This is a genomic window from Streptomyces curacoi, from assembly GCF_001513975.1.
GTDB classification, from domain to species: Bacteria; Actinomycetota; Actinomycetes; order Streptomycetales; family Streptomycetaceae; genus Streptomyces; species Streptomyces curacoi.
Genome location: NZ_KQ947986.1, coordinates 351,614 through 365,828, shown reverse-complemented (window position 1 = coordinate 365,828; position 14,215 = coordinate 351,614). Strand labels below are relative to the sequence as shown.

Sequence of the window (14,215 nt, the reverse complement as noted above, 5' to 3'; positions counted from 1 at the left end):
GCTAGGCGGGATACCCGACAGCTTCTGACGTGATTTCCTTCATTTCTCCGTCCTCCAGCAACAGCCGGCGCGTGATGCCGATCGACTCCAGGAACGGCAGGTCGTGGCTCGCCACGATCAGCGCCCCCTCGTACGACTCCAGGGCCGAGGTGAGCTGCCGTACGCTCGCCATGTCCAGGTTGTTCGTCGGCTCGTCCAGCATCAGCAGCTGCGGCGCGGGCTCGGCCAGCATCAGCGCGGCCAGCGCCGCCCGGAAGCGTTCGCCGCCGGACAGCGTCGCCGCCTTCTGGTCGGCGCGGGCACCCCGGAACAGGAAGCGGGCGAGGCGCGCCCGGATCCGGTTGTTGGTGGCGCCCGGCGCGAACCGGGCCACGTTCTCGGCGACCGACCTCTCGCCGTCCAGCACGTCCAGCCGCTGCGGCAGGAAGCGGAGCGGGACATGCGCCCGCACCTCGCCCGCCACCGGCTCCAGCTCCCCGGCGATCGTCCGCAGCAGCGTCGTCTTGCCCGCGCCGTTGCGCCCGATCAGCGCGATCCGCTCCGGACCGCGCAGATCGAAGCCGCCGCTCACGCGCGCGCCGTACGCCAGCTCCAGGTCCTGGAGGGTGAGCACCTGCCGGCCCGGCGGTACGGCCGTGTACGGCAGGTCGACGCGGATCTCGTCGTCGTCCCGTACGGCCTCCACCGCCTCGTCGAGCCGCTCCTTGGCCTCGGCGAGCTTCTCCTCGTGCATGATGCGGTGCTTGCCCGCGGACTCCTGCGCCGCGCGCTTGCGCGCCCCCATGACGATCTTCGGCTCGCGCTTCTGGTCCCACATCTTCTGGCCGTACCGCTTGCGGCGGGCCAACTTGACCTGGGCGTCGACCAGTTCGCGCTTCTGCTTCTTCAGGTCGGCCTCGGCCACCCGCACCATCCGCTCGGCCGCCTCCTGCTCGGTGGCGAGCACCTCCTCGTACGCGGAGTAGTTGCCGCCGTACCAGGTGATCTCCCCGGAGCGCAGATCGGCGATCTGGTCGACGAGTTCGAGGAGCTCTCGGTCGTGGCTGACCACCACCATCACTCCCGGCCAGGACGCGACGGCCGCGTACAGCCGCCGGCGCGCGTACAGGTCGAGATTGTTGGTGGGTTCGTCGAGCAGCAGGACGTCCGGTCGGCGCAGCAGCAGCGCGGCGAGCCGCAACAGTACCGACTCGCCGCCCGACACCTCGCCGATCGTGCGGTCCAACTCGACGTGCGCGAGCCCGAGTTCGCCGAGGGTGGCGAGGGCACGCTCCTCCACGTCCCAGTCGTCGCCGACGGTCTCGAAGTGCTCCTCGGCCACGTCACCGGCCTCGATGCCGTGCAGCGCGACACGCTTGGCGGCGATACCGAGGGCCTCGTCGACCTTCAGGCAGGTGTCCAGCGTGACGTTCTGCGGGAGGTAGCCGACCTCGCCCGCGACGCGCACCGCGCCGTCGGCCGGGGGCAGTTCACCCGCGATGAGCTTCAACAGGGTTGACTTCCCCGACCCGTTGATGCCGACGAGCCCGGTACGGCCGGGGCCGAAGGCGACGTCGAGGCCCTCGAAGACGGGGGTGCCGTCGGGCCAGGTGAAGGCAAGGGACGTACAGGTGATGGAAGTAGACATACGGGCCTCCGCGGATGCTCGAAGCGATCAAGGGCAAACGCGTATCGAGACACCGGCGACCACCGGGGAGGCCTCAGGGGGGCATGAGAAAAGCCCTGTTTCCGGAGGACGGCTCGAACGCCGAGGTCGCACGCGGCGCACACACACCTCAGGTGTGTGACGCGGTGTCTCAGGACCTCAGACGAGCAACGTCCTTCTCCAATCGACGGCAACAGGACCGTCGTACACCGTAGGAGGGAGCTATGAGGGTGTCAACGTATTTAAAGGGGCCCGGAGGGGCGGCTCAGCACGCCCCGCGTCCTTTCCGCCGTCAGCAGGCGTCCCGCATCAGTTCCGCCAGGTCACGGTCCATGTCGAGCTGGAGGTGCTCCAGGCCGAAAGGCACCAGCTCGCTGGTGGACCGCAGGAAGCGCTGTACCTCGCCGGTGCGGATGTGCACGACCGCGGTGCCCTCGGGCGCGTGGAACTCCAGGACCGTACGGTCGAAGCCGTACGGCCGCACCCGGACGTCGCCGTGCCCCTCCGGCCCCTCCAGGCCGGCCACGAGCAGCTCGCGGCTGAAGGTCCAGCAGACCTCCACACCCTCCAGGGTGGCCGGGGCCGGGAAGGTCATCCGGACGGCGAACGGGTCACGCCGGTCGTAGTGAAGGGTCGCGGGAATGCTCGGCATCCGCGGTGCGGCGGCGACGAGACGGGCCTCAACGGGCTGCTCGATGACGGTGGACAACGCCTTGCTCCCTTGTGACGACTGGACGGACATCCGGGCGGACGAGACCGGGCACTGGTAGAGACGACGGAATCGGCCAATCCGTGCACACCCATGCCGAGTGACCTCTGTCACCGCCTTCATGCACGGCCGTGGGGGGTTCGCCCTTCTGTGCCTGGAAAGTCACATGTGGCCGCCGGGGCCATCTGGACGGCACCGGGGCGGTCGGCTAGCTTCGCCCGCCATGAGGCGTTCGGGGAGCACGCGACGGTCGGGGCGTACGTTTCGGACACTTACCGCGGGGGCGGCGTGCGGGGCGGCGCTGGCCGCGCTGACGGCCGTACCCGCCCAGGCGCACCAGCCGGAGCGCCGGGCACCGCACTGGGAACTCAAGGACAGCGGCACCCCCGAGGTGCGCTTCCGGGGGCTGTCGGCGGTCGGCCGGAACACCGCGTGGCTGGCCGGAACCCAGGGCACCGTCCTGCGCACCACCGACGGCGGCACGACCTGGCGGAACGTCTCACCGCCCGGCGCCGGCGAGCTGCAGTTCCGGGACGTCGAGGCGTTCGACGCGCGGCGCGCGGTGGTGCTGGCCATCGGTGAGGGCGAGGCGTCCCGGGTGTACCGCACGGACGACGGCGGCACCACCTGGACCGAGTCCTTCCGCAACACCGACGCGCGGGCCTTCTACGACTGCCTCACCTTCTTCGACCGCCGCCACGGCCTGGCGATGAGCGACCCCGTGGACGGAAAGTTCCGCATCCTGTCCACCAGCGACGGCGGACGCTCCTGGAAGGTGCTGCCGAGTGACGGGATGCCCGCCGCGCTGGAGGGCGAGGCCGGCTTCGCGGCGAGCGGGCAGTGCCTGGTCGGCTCCGGGCCGAAGGACGTCTGGCTGGCCACCGGCGGGGCCGCACGCGCGCGTGTGCTGCATTCCGGCGACCGCGGACTGACCTGGACGGCCGCCGACGTACCGGTCCCGGCGGGCGATCCGGCCCGCGGTGTCTTCGCCCTCGCCTTCCGCGACCGCACCCACGGCCTCGCGGTCGGCGGCGACTACCGCCCCGACCAGGCCTCCCCGCGGGCTGCCGCCCGGACCGGCGACGGGGGCGCCACCTGGCGGCCCGCCGCGACGCCGGTGATCGCCTACCGCTCCGGCGTCGCCTGGCTCCCGCACAGCCGCACCGCCGCCCTCGCGGTCGGCCCCACCGGCACCGATCTGACGACGGACGGCGGCCGCACCTGGCGGACCGTCGACACCGGCTCGTACGACACGGTGGACTGCGCGCCGGACCTGGGCTGCTGGGCCGCGGGCGAGAAGGGCCGGGTCGCACGGCTGGAGAGCTGAACCGGAATGTGGGTACTCGGACGCCGACTGCGAGAGGAGTGACTCACATGCCAGCCGGTTCGAGCTCCAAGCGGGAACGCCAGTACGAGCACATCAAGAAGAGCGCCCAGGACCGGGGCGAGAGCACCTCGCGCGCCAAGGAGATCGCGGCGCGGACGGTGAACAAGGAACGCGCCCGGTCCGGCGAGTCGAAGTCCGCCAGCCGCACCTCCACCCAGGACAAGTCCTCCGGCCGGCGCGGCGGCCAGCGGTCCGGCCAGGGCTCCCAGGGGCCCACTTACGACCAGCTGTACGAGGAGGCCAAGAAGCGCAACATCCACGGCCGTTCGGACATGAACAAGAGCCAGCTCAAGCAGGCCCTGGGCAAGTGAGGCTCAGGCGAGCGTCTCGCGGTACCGCTCCAGTTCCGGCGCCGTCTTCGTGGCGGTGAAATCGGTGATGCGGTACGCGCAGACCCCGGCGGCCACGAACGGGTCGCTCGCGGCGATCTCCTCGATCCGTGCCCGGTCCTCCGCGACGGCGAGGATCACCCCGCCGTCGCGGGGATTCTTGCGCCCGGACGCGAGGAAACGGCCCTTCTCGTACTGCTCGTCGAGCCACGCCACATGAGCCTCCAGCACGGCGTCGACGGCGTCGAGCGGTGCGGTGTAGGTCAGCTCGAGTACGAACATGATCGCGAGCCTACCCCCGGGGCCGACGCCGGCCGGCGGCGGCCCCGTACCCTCGTGACCACGATGACGACCGTACGCATTCCCGCGGGCTGGCCCGCGACCGAGGACGAAGCCCGCGCCGTTCAGGACGAGTTGCGGGAGCGGGTGGTGCTCGACGAGCCGGGGCCGCCGCCCGGAGCCGGGCACGTGACCGGCGTCGACGTGGCCTACGACGACGAGCGGGACGTGGTCGCCGCCGCGGCGGTCGTCCTCGACGCGGCGACCCTGGAGGCCGTCGCCGAGGCCACGGCCGTCGGGCGGATCTCCTTCCCCTACGTCCCCGGCCTGCTCGCCTTCCGCGAGATCCCCACGGTGCTGGCCGCCCTCGACGCCCTGCCGTGCCCGCCCGGCCTCGTCGTCTGCGACGGCTACGGCCTCGCCCACCCCCGCCGCTTCGGCCTCGCCAGCCACCTCGGCGTCCTCACCGGCCTCCCGACCATCGGCGTCGCCAAGAACCCGTTCACCTTCACCTACGACGACCCGGACGCGCCCCGCGGCTCCTGCACGCCGCTGACGGCGGGCGACGAGGTGGTCGGCCGGGCACTGCGCACCCGCGACTCCGTCAAACCCGTCTTCGTCTCGGTCGGCCACCGGGTGAGCCTCGACAACGCCTGCGCCCACACCCTCGCGCTGACCCCCGCCTACCGCCTTCCGGAGACGACGCGCCGAGCGGACTCCTTGTGCCGACGGGCACTGAAGGAGGCGACCGGTCGGAGTCCGGAACTCGCCGCCCGGACGGCTGCGGACCCCACTCGGAGCTGAGGGCGGTCCCTGTTCGAGCGTCAGCCGCTGCCCTTTCGGGCTGGTCCGCGGGCGAGGGCTGGAAGCCTGGGAGCATCCGACCGAACAACATCGACTGCTGGTCCGTCTCGCGGAGCTGGTCGGCAAGGTCGCCCACAACGAGGCGGGGCCCCCGCCCTTCTACGACCATCACGCGGGCCGGCAGATCGGCCCCCTGGCCGTCCGGATCGCCACCGCCGCGTCCGATCCGTCCGTGCGGGAACGGATCGCGCAAGCGCTGGGGGACTGGCCGGAGACCGACGACGCCGGTTGAGTACGTCGCCTGAGTACCTGTACGGATGTCGCCCCCTGCGGTGATCGGCAGGCTGGGCCCCATGACGACGCACCACTCCCCGAAGCCCCTCGCCGACCCCGACCGCCCCGTCGAGCGTGCCGTGACGGCCGCGCTGGTCCTCGCCACGCTCGCGGGGCTCGGCTGGATCGTCGGGATGATCTACACCATCGCGGGGTGGCCGCTCTAGGGGCCCGGCCGTTCCGCGGTCAGGTGGAACGGCCGCCGCGACAGCGGTTCAGCGGGTGGCGGCGACATCGGGTCACCGGGTCGCGGCGACCCGGAAGGTGATCCCCGCCCGGCGCAGCCGCTCGATCAGCGCGTCCCCCATCGCGACCGCCGTCGTGACCTGCCCGGCCGTGGGCGGCAGGTCGTCGAAGGCCAGGGACAGCGCCGACTCGGCGAACATCTTCGCCGTCTCGTCGTACCCGGGGTCGCCGCCCGCCACCTCGGTGAACACCCGTCGGCCGCCGCCCTCGCCGACGAACCGGACCGAGAACCAGCTCTTCGCACGCTTCTGCGGGCTCGGCCCGTCCCCGGGCTTCAGCCGCTCCGACAACCAGCGCCGCGCGGGCGGCAGTTGGGCGGCCGTGGCGAGCGCGCCGAGGGCCGCGACCCCGCCGACGGCGACGGGCAGATGCCGTACGGCGGCGTAGTGGCGGTAACGGAAGTCCGGGCCGTAGCGCTCCAGGGCCTTCGCCGACCGCCGGACGATCTGCGGGTCGATCGTCGGCAGCGGCAGCGCCCAGGCGCCGACCTCCTTGGCGAACCGGGGCGCACCCGTCGGGGCCTGGGCCCGGCGCCCCACCAGCCGCGGCTCGTGCCGGGCGCGGTCCCGGGCGGCGGCCCACATCTGCCGGCCGCGCGAGAACTGGGTGAGCGCCGAAGCGAACGTACCGCCCGAGAAGGCCGCGTCGACGGTCACGAACCCGTCCACCGTCAGCGGCACCCCCGCCGGCAGCTGCTGGACGGTGAAGTACACGCCCAGATCGTGCGGCACGGAGTCGAAACCACAGGCGTGGACCAGCCGTGAGCCGGTCTCACGCGCGCGTGCGTCGTAGCGGACGTACACCCGGTCCACGAACTCCGGCTCACCGGTGAGGTCGAGACAGTCGGCGCCGGTGTCCGCGCAGGCCGCGACGAGTTCCTCGCCGTACGTCACATAGGGTCCGACCGTAGTCGCCACCACGCGCGCGTGCTCGGCGAGCCGCCGCAGCGAGGCCGGATCGGACACGTCCGCCTCCAGCAGCCCCACCTCCGCGCCGCCCGGCAGAGCTTCGCGCAGCAGCTCCAGCTTCTTCCCGTCGCGGCCGGCGATCGCCCAGCGCAGACCCTCGGGCGCGTGTGCCGCGAGGTACTGCGCGGTGAGTGTCCCGACGAAGCCGGTGGCTCCGAAGAGCACGATGTCGTAGGGACGGTCCGTCCTGTCCAGCCTGCTCATGACACCCCTTGCTCCGCAGCACGCGCCGTTGTCGGTGGCCGAGGCTAGCGTGAGGGGTGCGGAGCCCGACGACGAGCCCGGAGGTATGCGGTGGCCGTGCCCAGGAACGCCCTCAGAAAATGGGAGAAAGTGCGCGAGTTCGCCCTCGGGCTGCCGGGCGCCGCCGAGGAGTTCCCCTGGGGCGAGACGGTCGCGAAGGTCAACAAGAAGGTGTTCGTCTTCCTCGGCACCGACGACGGCAGCTATCCGCTGGGCATCACGGTCAAGCTGAAGGACGAGTCGGCCCACGCCCACGCCCTGACCTGCCCGGGCGCCGAACCCGCCGGATACGGCCTGGGCAAGTCCGGCTGGGTGAGCATTCCGCTGGCGGAGAAGGGCGCTCCGGCGGCGGAGCTGCTGTGCGACTGGGTGGAGGAGAGCTACCGCGTGATCGCGCCGAAACGGCTGATAGCGGAGCTGGACGGACGCTGACACCGGCGGAGCCGGTTCGCAGTCGGGCTTCCGCCGGGTAACTTCCTAAGCGCTTGCTCTTGTGCCCGCCGGGCCATGTTCTTAACATCACTGGTGTTACAGCAGTGGTGTCACACGTATGTTCGCGATCTCTCGTGTCCTATCCCTGGGGGCTGGATGGCAACGACGCCAGGACAGGGCCCGCTCACCGGCGTCCGCGTGGTCGAGCTGGCCGGCATCGGGCCCGGCCCGTTCGCCGCCATGCTCCTCGCCGACCTGGGCGCCGACGTCGTCCGTGTGGACCGGCCCGGCGGCACCGGACTGGCCATCGACACCGAGTACGACATCACCAACCGCAACAAGCGCTCGGTGATCGTCGACCTCAAATCGCCCGACGGCCCCGCCCGCGTCCTCGACCTCGCCGCCCGCGCCGACATCCTCGTCGAGGGCTACCGCCCCGGCGTCGCCGAGCGGCTCGGCGTCGGCCCCGAGGCCTGCCACGCCCGCAACCCCCGGCTCGTCTACGGCCGCATGACCGGCTGGGGCCAGGAGGGCCCGCTCGCCCACCGCGCCGGCCACGACATCGCGTACATCGCCCTCACCGGCACCCTCGGCATGATCGGCAGCCCCGACGAGCCACCGGCCGTCCCCGCCAACCTGGTCGGCGACTACGCGGGCGGCTCCCTCTACCTCGTCGTCGGCGTCCTCGCCGCCCTCCACCACGCGCGCGCGACCGGCGCCGGCCAGGTCGTCGACGCCGCCATCGTGGACGGCACCTCCCACCTGGCCGCGATGATCCACGGCATGCTCGCCGCCGGCGGCTGGCAGGACCGGCGCGGTGCCAACCTCCTGGACGGCGGCTGCCCGTACTACGGCACGTATGAGACGGCCGACGGGAAGTACATGGCGGTCGGCGCCCTGGAGCCCCAGTTCTACGCCGAGTTCCTGCGGCTGCTCGGCATCGAGGAGCACGCGTCCGCCCGCAAGGACTGGTCGCGCTGGGGCGAGCTGCGCGCGGCGGTCGCGGCCCGCTTCAAGTCCCGTACGCGGCAGGAGTGGACGGCCGTCTTCGAGGGCTCCGACGCCTGTGTGGCCCCCGTGCTGTCCCTGCGCGAGGCCCCGCACCACCCGCACCTCGCCGCCCGCGGCACCTTCACCGACCACGGCGGCATCACCCAGCCCGCCCCGGCGCCCCGCTTCTCCGCCACCCCCACCGCCGTACGCACCGGGCCCGCGCAGCCGGGCGCCGACACGGCGGAGGTGGCCCGGGACTGGGGCGTACCCGAGCTGATGAAAGGCCTCGAATGAAGCGGCAGATCTTCGCCCCCGAGCACGACGCGTTCCGCGCGACCGTGCGCAGCTTCCTGGCCAGGGAGGTGCTGCCGCACTACGAGCAGTGGGAGCGGGACGGCATCGTCTCCCGTGACGCCTGGCGCGCGGCCGGAAAGCAGGGCCTGCTCGGGTTCGCCGTGCCCGAGGAGTACGGAGGCGGCGGCACCCCCGACTTCCGCTACAGCGCGGTCCTCGCCGAGGAGTTCACCCGCGCGGGCACCCCCGGCCTCGCCCTGGGCCTGCACAACGACATCATCGGCCCCTATCTGACCGGCCTGGCCACCGAGGAGCAGAAGCGGCGCTGGCTCCCCGGCTTCTGCGACGGCACGCTGATCACGGCCATCGCCATGACCGAGCCCGGCGCCGGCTCCGACCTCCAGGGCATCCGCACCCACGCCGAGGACCGCGGCGACCACTGGGTGCTGAACGGCTCCAAGACGTTCATCTCCAACGGCATCCTCGCCGACCTCGTGATCGTCGTCGCGAAGACCACCCCCGAGGGCGGCGCGCACGGACTGTCGCTGCTCGTCGTCGAGCGCGGCATGGACGGCTTCGAACGCGGCCGCAACCTCGACAAGATCGGCCAGAAGGCACAGGACACGGCCGAGCTGTTCTTCCACGACGTCCGGGTGCCCAAGGAGAACCTCCTCGGCGAGCTCGACGGCGCCTTCGTCCATCTGATGACGAACCTCGCACAGGAGCGCCTGAGCATCGCCGTCTCCGCGATCGCGGCGGCCGAGCACCTGCTGGAGATCACCACCGAGTACGTCAAGGAGCGCGAGGCCTTCGGCCGGCCACTGGCGACGAAGCAGCACATCCGGTTCGAGATCGCCGAGATGGCCACGGAGTGCGCCGTCACCCGCACCTTCCTCGACCGCTGCATAGCGGACCACGACCGCCGCGAGCTCGACGCCGTGCACGCCTCCATGGCCAAGTGGTGGGCGACCGAACTGCAGAAGCGGGTCGCCGACCGCTGCCTCCAACTGCACGGGGGGTACGGCTACATGAGCGAATTCCCGGTCGCCCGGGCCTTCACCGACGGCCGCATCCAGACCATCTACGGGGGGACCACCGAGATCATGAAGGAGATCATCGGCCGTTCCCTGCTGAGCTGACGTCCCTTGCTCGGCCCACCCTCATCGAAAGGCCTCACCGTGAGCACCGAAGCGTACGTGTACGACGCGATCCGCACCCCGCGCGGCCGCGGCAAGGCGAACGGCGCCCTGCACGGCACCAAGCCCATCGACCTGGTCGTCGGCCTCATCCACGAGATCCGCGCCCGTTTCCCCGGCCTGGACCCGGCCGCCGTCGACGACATCGTGCTGGGCGTCGTCGGCCCGGTCGGGGACCAGGGCTCCGACATCGCCCGCATCGCCGCCATCGCCGCGGGGCTGCCGGACACGGTGGCGGGCGTGCAGGAGAACCGCTTCTGTGCCTCGGGCCTGGAGGCGGTCAACCTGGCCGCCGCCAAGGTGCGCTCCGGCTGGGAGGACCTGGTCCTCGCGGGCGGCGTCGAGTCGATGTCCCGGGTGCCGATGGCCTCGGACGGCGGCGCCTGGTTCAACGACCCGATGACCAACCTCGCCGTCAACTTCGTGCCCCAGGGCATCGGCGCCGACCTGATCGCCACCATCGAGGGCTTCTCCCGCCGGGACGTCGACGAGTACGCGGCCCTCTCGCAGGAGCGGGCGGCCACGGCCTGGAAGGAGGGCCGCTTCGACCGCTCCGTCGTCCCGGTGAAGGACCGCAGCGGCCTGGTCGTCCTGGACCACGACGAGCACATGCGCCCCGGCACGACCGCCGACTCGCTCGCCAAGCTGAAGCCGTCCTTCGCGGACATCGGCGACCTGGGCGGCTTCGACGCGGTGGCGCTGCAGAAGTACCACTGGGTCGAGAAGATCGACCACGTCCACCACGCGGGCAACTCCTCCGGCATCGTCGACGGCGCCTCCCTCGTCGCCATCGGCTCCAAGGAGGTCGGCGAGCGCTACGGCCTCACGCCCCGCGCGCGGATCGTCTCCGCCGCCGTGTCCGGCTCGGAGCCCACCATCATGCTCACCGGCCCCGCGCCCGCCACCCGCAAGGCGCTCGCCAAGGCCGGGCTGACCATCGACGACATCGACCTCGTCGAGATCAACGAGGCGTTCGCGGCGGTCGTCCTGCGCTTCGTCAGGGACATGGGCCTGTCCCTGGACAAGGTCAACGTCAACGGCGGCGCGATCGCCCTGGGCCACCCGCTCGGCGCGACCGGCGCGATGATCCTCGGCTCGCTCGTCGACGAACTGGAGCGCCAGGACAAGCGGTACGGCCTCGCCACGCTGTGCGTGGGCGGCGGCATGGGCATCGCGACGATCGTCGAGCGCGTCTGACCGACCCCGGCGGAACCAAGAGACTGCTACGGAGACCCTGTCATGACACAGAGCACCACCATCCGCTGGGAACAGGACCGCACCGGCGTCGTCACCCTCGTCCTCGACGACCCGAACCAGTCCGCGAACACCATGAACCAGGCCTTCCGCGACTCGCTCGCCGTGGTCACGGACCGTCTGGAGGCCGAGAAGGACACCATCCGCGGGGTCATCATCACCTCCGCCAAGAAGACCTTCTTCGCCGGCGGCGACCTGCGCGACCTGATCCGCGTCACCCCCGAGACCGCCCAGGAGCTGTTCGACGGCGGCATGGAGATCAAGCGCCACCTGCGGCGCATCGAGACCCTCGGCAAGCCGGTCGTCGCCGCGATGAACGGCGCGGCCCTCGGCGGCGGTTACGAGATCGCGCTCGCCTGCCACCACCGCATCGCCCTCGACGCACCCGGCTCCAAGATCGGCTGCCCCGAGGTCACCCTCGGCCTGCTGCCGGGCGGAGGCGGCGTCGTACGCACCGTCCGCCTCCTGGGCATCGCCGACGCCCTGCTGAAGGTCCTCCTCCAGGGCACTCAGTACAACCCGCAGCGCGCCCTGCAGAACGGCCTCGTCGACGACGTGGCCGCCACCCAGGAGGAACTGCTCGCCAAGGCCCGCGCCTTCATCGAGGCCCACCCCGAATCGCAGCAGCCCTGGGACCGGCCGGGCTACAAGATCCCCGGCGGCACACCCGCCAACCCGAAGTTCGCGGCGAACCTGCCCGCATTCCCGGCCACCCTGCGCAAGCAGACGAACGGCGCCCCCTACCCGGCCCCGCGCAACATCCTCGCGGCCGCCGTCGAGGGCGCCCAGGTCGACTTCGAGACGGCCCAGGTCATCGAGGCCCGCTACTTCGTGGAGCTGGCGGCGGGTCAGACGTCCAAGAACATGATCCAGGCGTTCTTCTTCGACCTCCAGGCCGTCAACTCCGGCGCCAACCGCCCCAAGGGCATCGAGCCGCGCACCGTCCGCAAGGTCGCCGTCCTGGGTGCCGGGATGATGGGTGCGGGCATCGCCTACTCGTGCGCCCGCGCGGGCATCGAGGTCGTCCTGAAGGACGTCTCCCTGGAAGCCGCGCTCAAGGGCAAGGGCTACTCGGAGAAGCTGTGCACGAAGGCGGTCTCCCGGGGCCGTACGACGCAGGAGAAGGCCGACGCGCTGCTGGCCCGCATCACGCCGACGGCGGATCCGCAGGACCTGGCCGGCTGCGACGCGGTGATCGAGGCCGTCTTCGAGAACCCGGAGCTCAAGCACAAGGTCTTCCAGGAGATCCAGCACATCGTCGAACCGGACGCGCTGCTGTGCTCCAACACCTCCACGCTGCCGATCACCATGCTGGCGGAGGGCGTGGACCGGCCCGTCGACTTCATCGGCCTGCACTTCTTCTCCCCGGTCGACAAGATGCCGCTCGTCGAGATCATCAAGGGCGAGCGGACCGGGGAGGAGGCGCTGGCCCGCGCCTTCGACCTGGTCCGGCAGATCAACAAGACGCCGATCGTCGTGAACGACTCCCGCGGCTTCTTCACCTCCCGGGTCATCGGCCACTTCATCAACGAGGGCGTGGCGATGGTCGGCGAGGGCATCGAGCCCGCCTCGGTCGAACAGGCGGCGGCCCAGGCGGGCTACCCCGCCAAGGTCCTCTCCCTGATGGACGAACTGACGCTCACCCTGCCCCGCAAGATCCGCAACGAGACCAAGCGGGCCGTGGAGGAGGCGGGCGGCACCTGGACGCCCCACCCGGCCGAGGCGGTCATCGACCGCATGGTCGACGAGTTCGGCCGGACCGGTCGCAGCGGCGGGGCCGGCTTTTACGACTACGACGCGGACGGCAAGCGGGCGGCGCTCTGGCCGGGCCTGCGCGAGCACTTCACCCGTGACGGCGCGCAGATCCCCTTCCGGGACATGCAGGAACGCATGCTGTTCTCCGAGGCCCTGGACACGGTCAGGCTCCTGGAGGAGGGCGTGCTGACGTCGGTCGCCGACGCCAACATCGGTTCCGTCTTCGGCATCGGGTTCCCCGGCTGGACGGGCGGCGTCCTGCAGTACATCAACGGATACGAGGGTGGCCTCCCCGGCTTCGTGGCACGCGCGCGTGAGCTGGCGGAGCGGTACGGGGACCGGTTCACGCCGCCGGCGCTGCTCGTGGAGAAGGCGGAGAAGGGGGAGCGGTTCCAGGACGCGTGACGGCGAGCGGCGGGGGAGGCCGGCGGCGAAGCCGCTGACGGACGCGGCGCCCCCGCCGCCCCTACCCGTCCTTCTGCACCCCGCCCAGCCACCCCCGCAGCTCCTCCCTGAGCGATCGCTGGAAGGTCGTCAACAGGGCCTGGACCACCAAGGGCTGCATATGGGCGGAGAGCGACTTCACCGACTTCACGTCGCGCTCCGCCCGCTCCGACACCTCACCGCGGAACAGCTGCGACAGCTCGTGCGCGGCGGCCCGCGAGTGCTCGATGAGGACGTTGCGCGCCGCGAGGATCGCCTCCTGCGACAGCGGTACGTCCAGCAGCCCGGCCCCCAGCCGCAGCAGTCCGAGATCGACCCGGTAGCCGCCCTCGGCGGCCTCGACGACACCCATCGCGGCCAGCCGCTCCACGTCGTCGTCGCCGAGCGCCCGCCCGGCCCGCCGCTCCAGCTCCGTCCTCGGCACCGTCTCCACCGCGTCCGGCGCCCAGGAGGCCACCACGGCCCGGTGGATGGCGAGGTCATGGGCGTCCAGGTCCGGCGGCAGCTGCTGGAGGTACCGCTCGATGGCCGCCAGCGTCATGCCCTGCTGCTGGAGCTCCTCGATCAGCGCCAGCCGCGCCAGGTGCTCGCGCCCGTAGTGCCCCACCCTGCGCGGACCGATCACCGGCGGCGGCAGCAGCCCCTTGGTGCCGTAGAACCGCACCGTCCGGACCGTCACCCCCGCCCGCGCGGCCAGCTCGTCGATCGTGAGGACAGGTGCCCCGGCGTCGGTCGTCATGTGCAGCAGTATCGCTGTCTCACCAGTGCTGTGACACCTCCGGCGACCCACCCGAAGGCCGTGTGAGAAGCAACGCTCTGTGACATCCGCCACCGCGTGATCCGGCCGGCTTGGGGGAAGGTGGCCCCCTGGTCTGTGCCTTTACAGAGGCGCAGACCATACGTA

The 14,215-nt window shown here is 71.6% G+C and carries 14 protein-coding genes; 9 read left to right on the top strand and 5 right to left on the bottom strand.

All coding sequences use genetic code 11. From position 1 onward, the window contains the following. Position 1: 1 nt before the first annotated feature. Complete coding sequence (locus AQI70_RS11385) at positions 2-1,627, bottom strand: ABC-F family ATP-binding cassette domain-containing protein (RefSeq protein ID WP_062147113.1); 1,626 nt, start codon at positions 1,625-1,627, stop codon at positions 2-4. A gap of 310 nt (positions 1,628-1,937) precedes the next feature. Then, positions 1,938-2,354: a spore wall synthesis regulator SsgD gene (gene ssgD / locus AQI70_RS11380; RefSeq protein WP_062147111.1), complete on the bottom strand. Its 417-nt coding sequence runs from the start codon at positions 2,352-2,354 to the stop codon at positions 1,938-1,940. A gap of 223 nt (positions 2,355-2,577) precedes the next feature. Here ssgD and AQI70_RS11375 point away from each other — a divergent pair, with 223 nt between their 5' ends. Together AQI70_RS11375 and AQI70_RS11370 are read left to right on the top strand one after the other, a co-directional pair. Continuing rightward, entirely contained in the window at positions 2,578-3,681 is a 1,104-nt protein-coding gene (locus tag AQI70_RS11375) for a WD40/YVTN/BNR-like repeat-containing protein (protein ID WP_079051246.1), read from the top strand. A 47-nt stretch (positions 3,682-3,728) separates the two neighbouring features. Continuing rightward, positions 3,729-4,052 carry a hypothetical protein gene (locus AQI70_RS11370; protein ID WP_062147109.1) on the top strand — a complete coding sequence of 108 codons (324 nt, stop codon included), beginning with the start codon at positions 3,729-3,731 and terminating at the stop codon, positions 4,050-4,052. Positions 4,053-4,055: 3 nt separating this feature from the next. Here AQI70_RS11370 and AQI70_RS11365 read toward each other — a convergent pair whose 3' ends face one another. Continuing rightward, positions 4,056-4,352, bottom strand: coding sequence for a YciI family protein (locus AQI70_RS11365; protein ID WP_062147107.1), 297 nt, complete (start codon positions 4,350-4,352; stop codon positions 4,056-4,058). A gap of 63 nt (positions 4,353-4,415) precedes the next feature. On the opposite strand from AQI70_RS11365, the gene AQI70_RS11360 reads away from it, so the two are divergent. Continuing rightward, positions 4,416-5,153 carry an endonuclease V gene (locus AQI70_RS11360; protein ID WP_062147105.1) on the top strand — a complete coding sequence of 246 codons (738 nt, stop codon included), beginning with the start codon at positions 4,416-4,418 and terminating at the stop codon, positions 5,151-5,153. A 353-nt stretch (positions 5,154-5,506) separates the two neighbouring features. Next, positions 5,507-5,653 (top strand): morphogenic membrane protein MmpA, encoded by a 147-nt coding sequence (gene mmpA, locus AQI70_RS39090; protein WP_167358896.1) that lies wholly within the window; start codon positions 5,507-5,509, stop codon positions 5,651-5,653. 72 nt (positions 5,654-5,725) lie between these two features. Here the strand turns inward: mmpA and AQI70_RS11355 are convergent, their stop codons facing one another. Next, positions 5,726-6,904 (bottom strand): saccharopine dehydrogenase family protein, encoded by a 1,179-nt coding sequence (locus tag AQI70_RS11355; RefSeq protein ID WP_062147103.1) that lies wholly within the window; start codon positions 6,902-6,904, stop codon positions 5,726-5,728. 90 nt (positions 6,905-6,994) lie between these two features. On the opposite strand from AQI70_RS11355, the gene AQI70_RS11350 reads away from it, so the two are divergent. From AQI70_RS11350 to AQI70_RS11330, 5 genes are all read left to right on the top strand, one after another. Further along, positions 6,995-7,375 carry an MmcQ/YjbR family DNA-binding protein gene (locus AQI70_RS11350; RefSeq protein ID WP_062147101.1) on the top strand — a complete coding sequence of 127 codons (381 nt, stop codon included), beginning with the start codon at positions 6,995-6,997 and terminating at the stop codon, positions 7,373-7,375. A 156-nt stretch (positions 7,376-7,531) separates the two neighbouring features. Then, on the top strand, positions 7,532-8,662 hold the full coding sequence (locus AQI70_RS11345) for a CaiB/BaiF CoA transferase family protein (RefSeq protein ID WP_062147099.1): 1,131 nt from the start codon (positions 7,532-7,534) through the stop codon (positions 8,660-8,662). Then, positions 8,659-9,801 carry an acyl-CoA dehydrogenase family protein gene (locus AQI70_RS11340; protein ID WP_062147097.1) on the top strand — a complete coding sequence of 381 codons (1,143 nt, stop codon included), beginning with the start codon at positions 8,659-8,661 and terminating at the stop codon, positions 9,799-9,801. Before AQI70_RS11345 ends, AQI70_RS11340 begins: the two co-directional genes overlap by 4 nt. Before the next feature lie 39 nt (positions 9,802-9,840). Continuing rightward, positions 9,841-11,055 (top strand): acetyl-CoA C-acetyltransferase, encoded by a 1,215-nt coding sequence (locus tag AQI70_RS11335; protein ID WP_062147095.1) that lies wholly within the window; start codon positions 9,841-9,843, stop codon positions 11,053-11,055. Between the two features lie 42 nt (positions 11,056-11,097). Then, entirely contained in the window at positions 11,098-13,272 is a 2,175-nt protein-coding gene (locus AQI70_RS11330; protein ID WP_062147093.1) for a 3-hydroxyacyl-CoA dehydrogenase NAD-binding domain-containing protein, read from the top strand. Between the two features lie 61 nt (positions 13,273-13,333). Here AQI70_RS11330 and AQI70_RS11325 read toward each other — a convergent pair whose 3' ends face one another. Then, positions 13,334-14,050 (bottom strand): MerR family transcriptional regulator, encoded by a 717-nt coding sequence (locus tag AQI70_RS11325; protein ID WP_062147091.1) that lies wholly within the window; start codon positions 14,048-14,050, stop codon positions 13,334-13,336. Between the last annotated feature and the right edge of the window lie 165 nt (positions 14,051-14,215).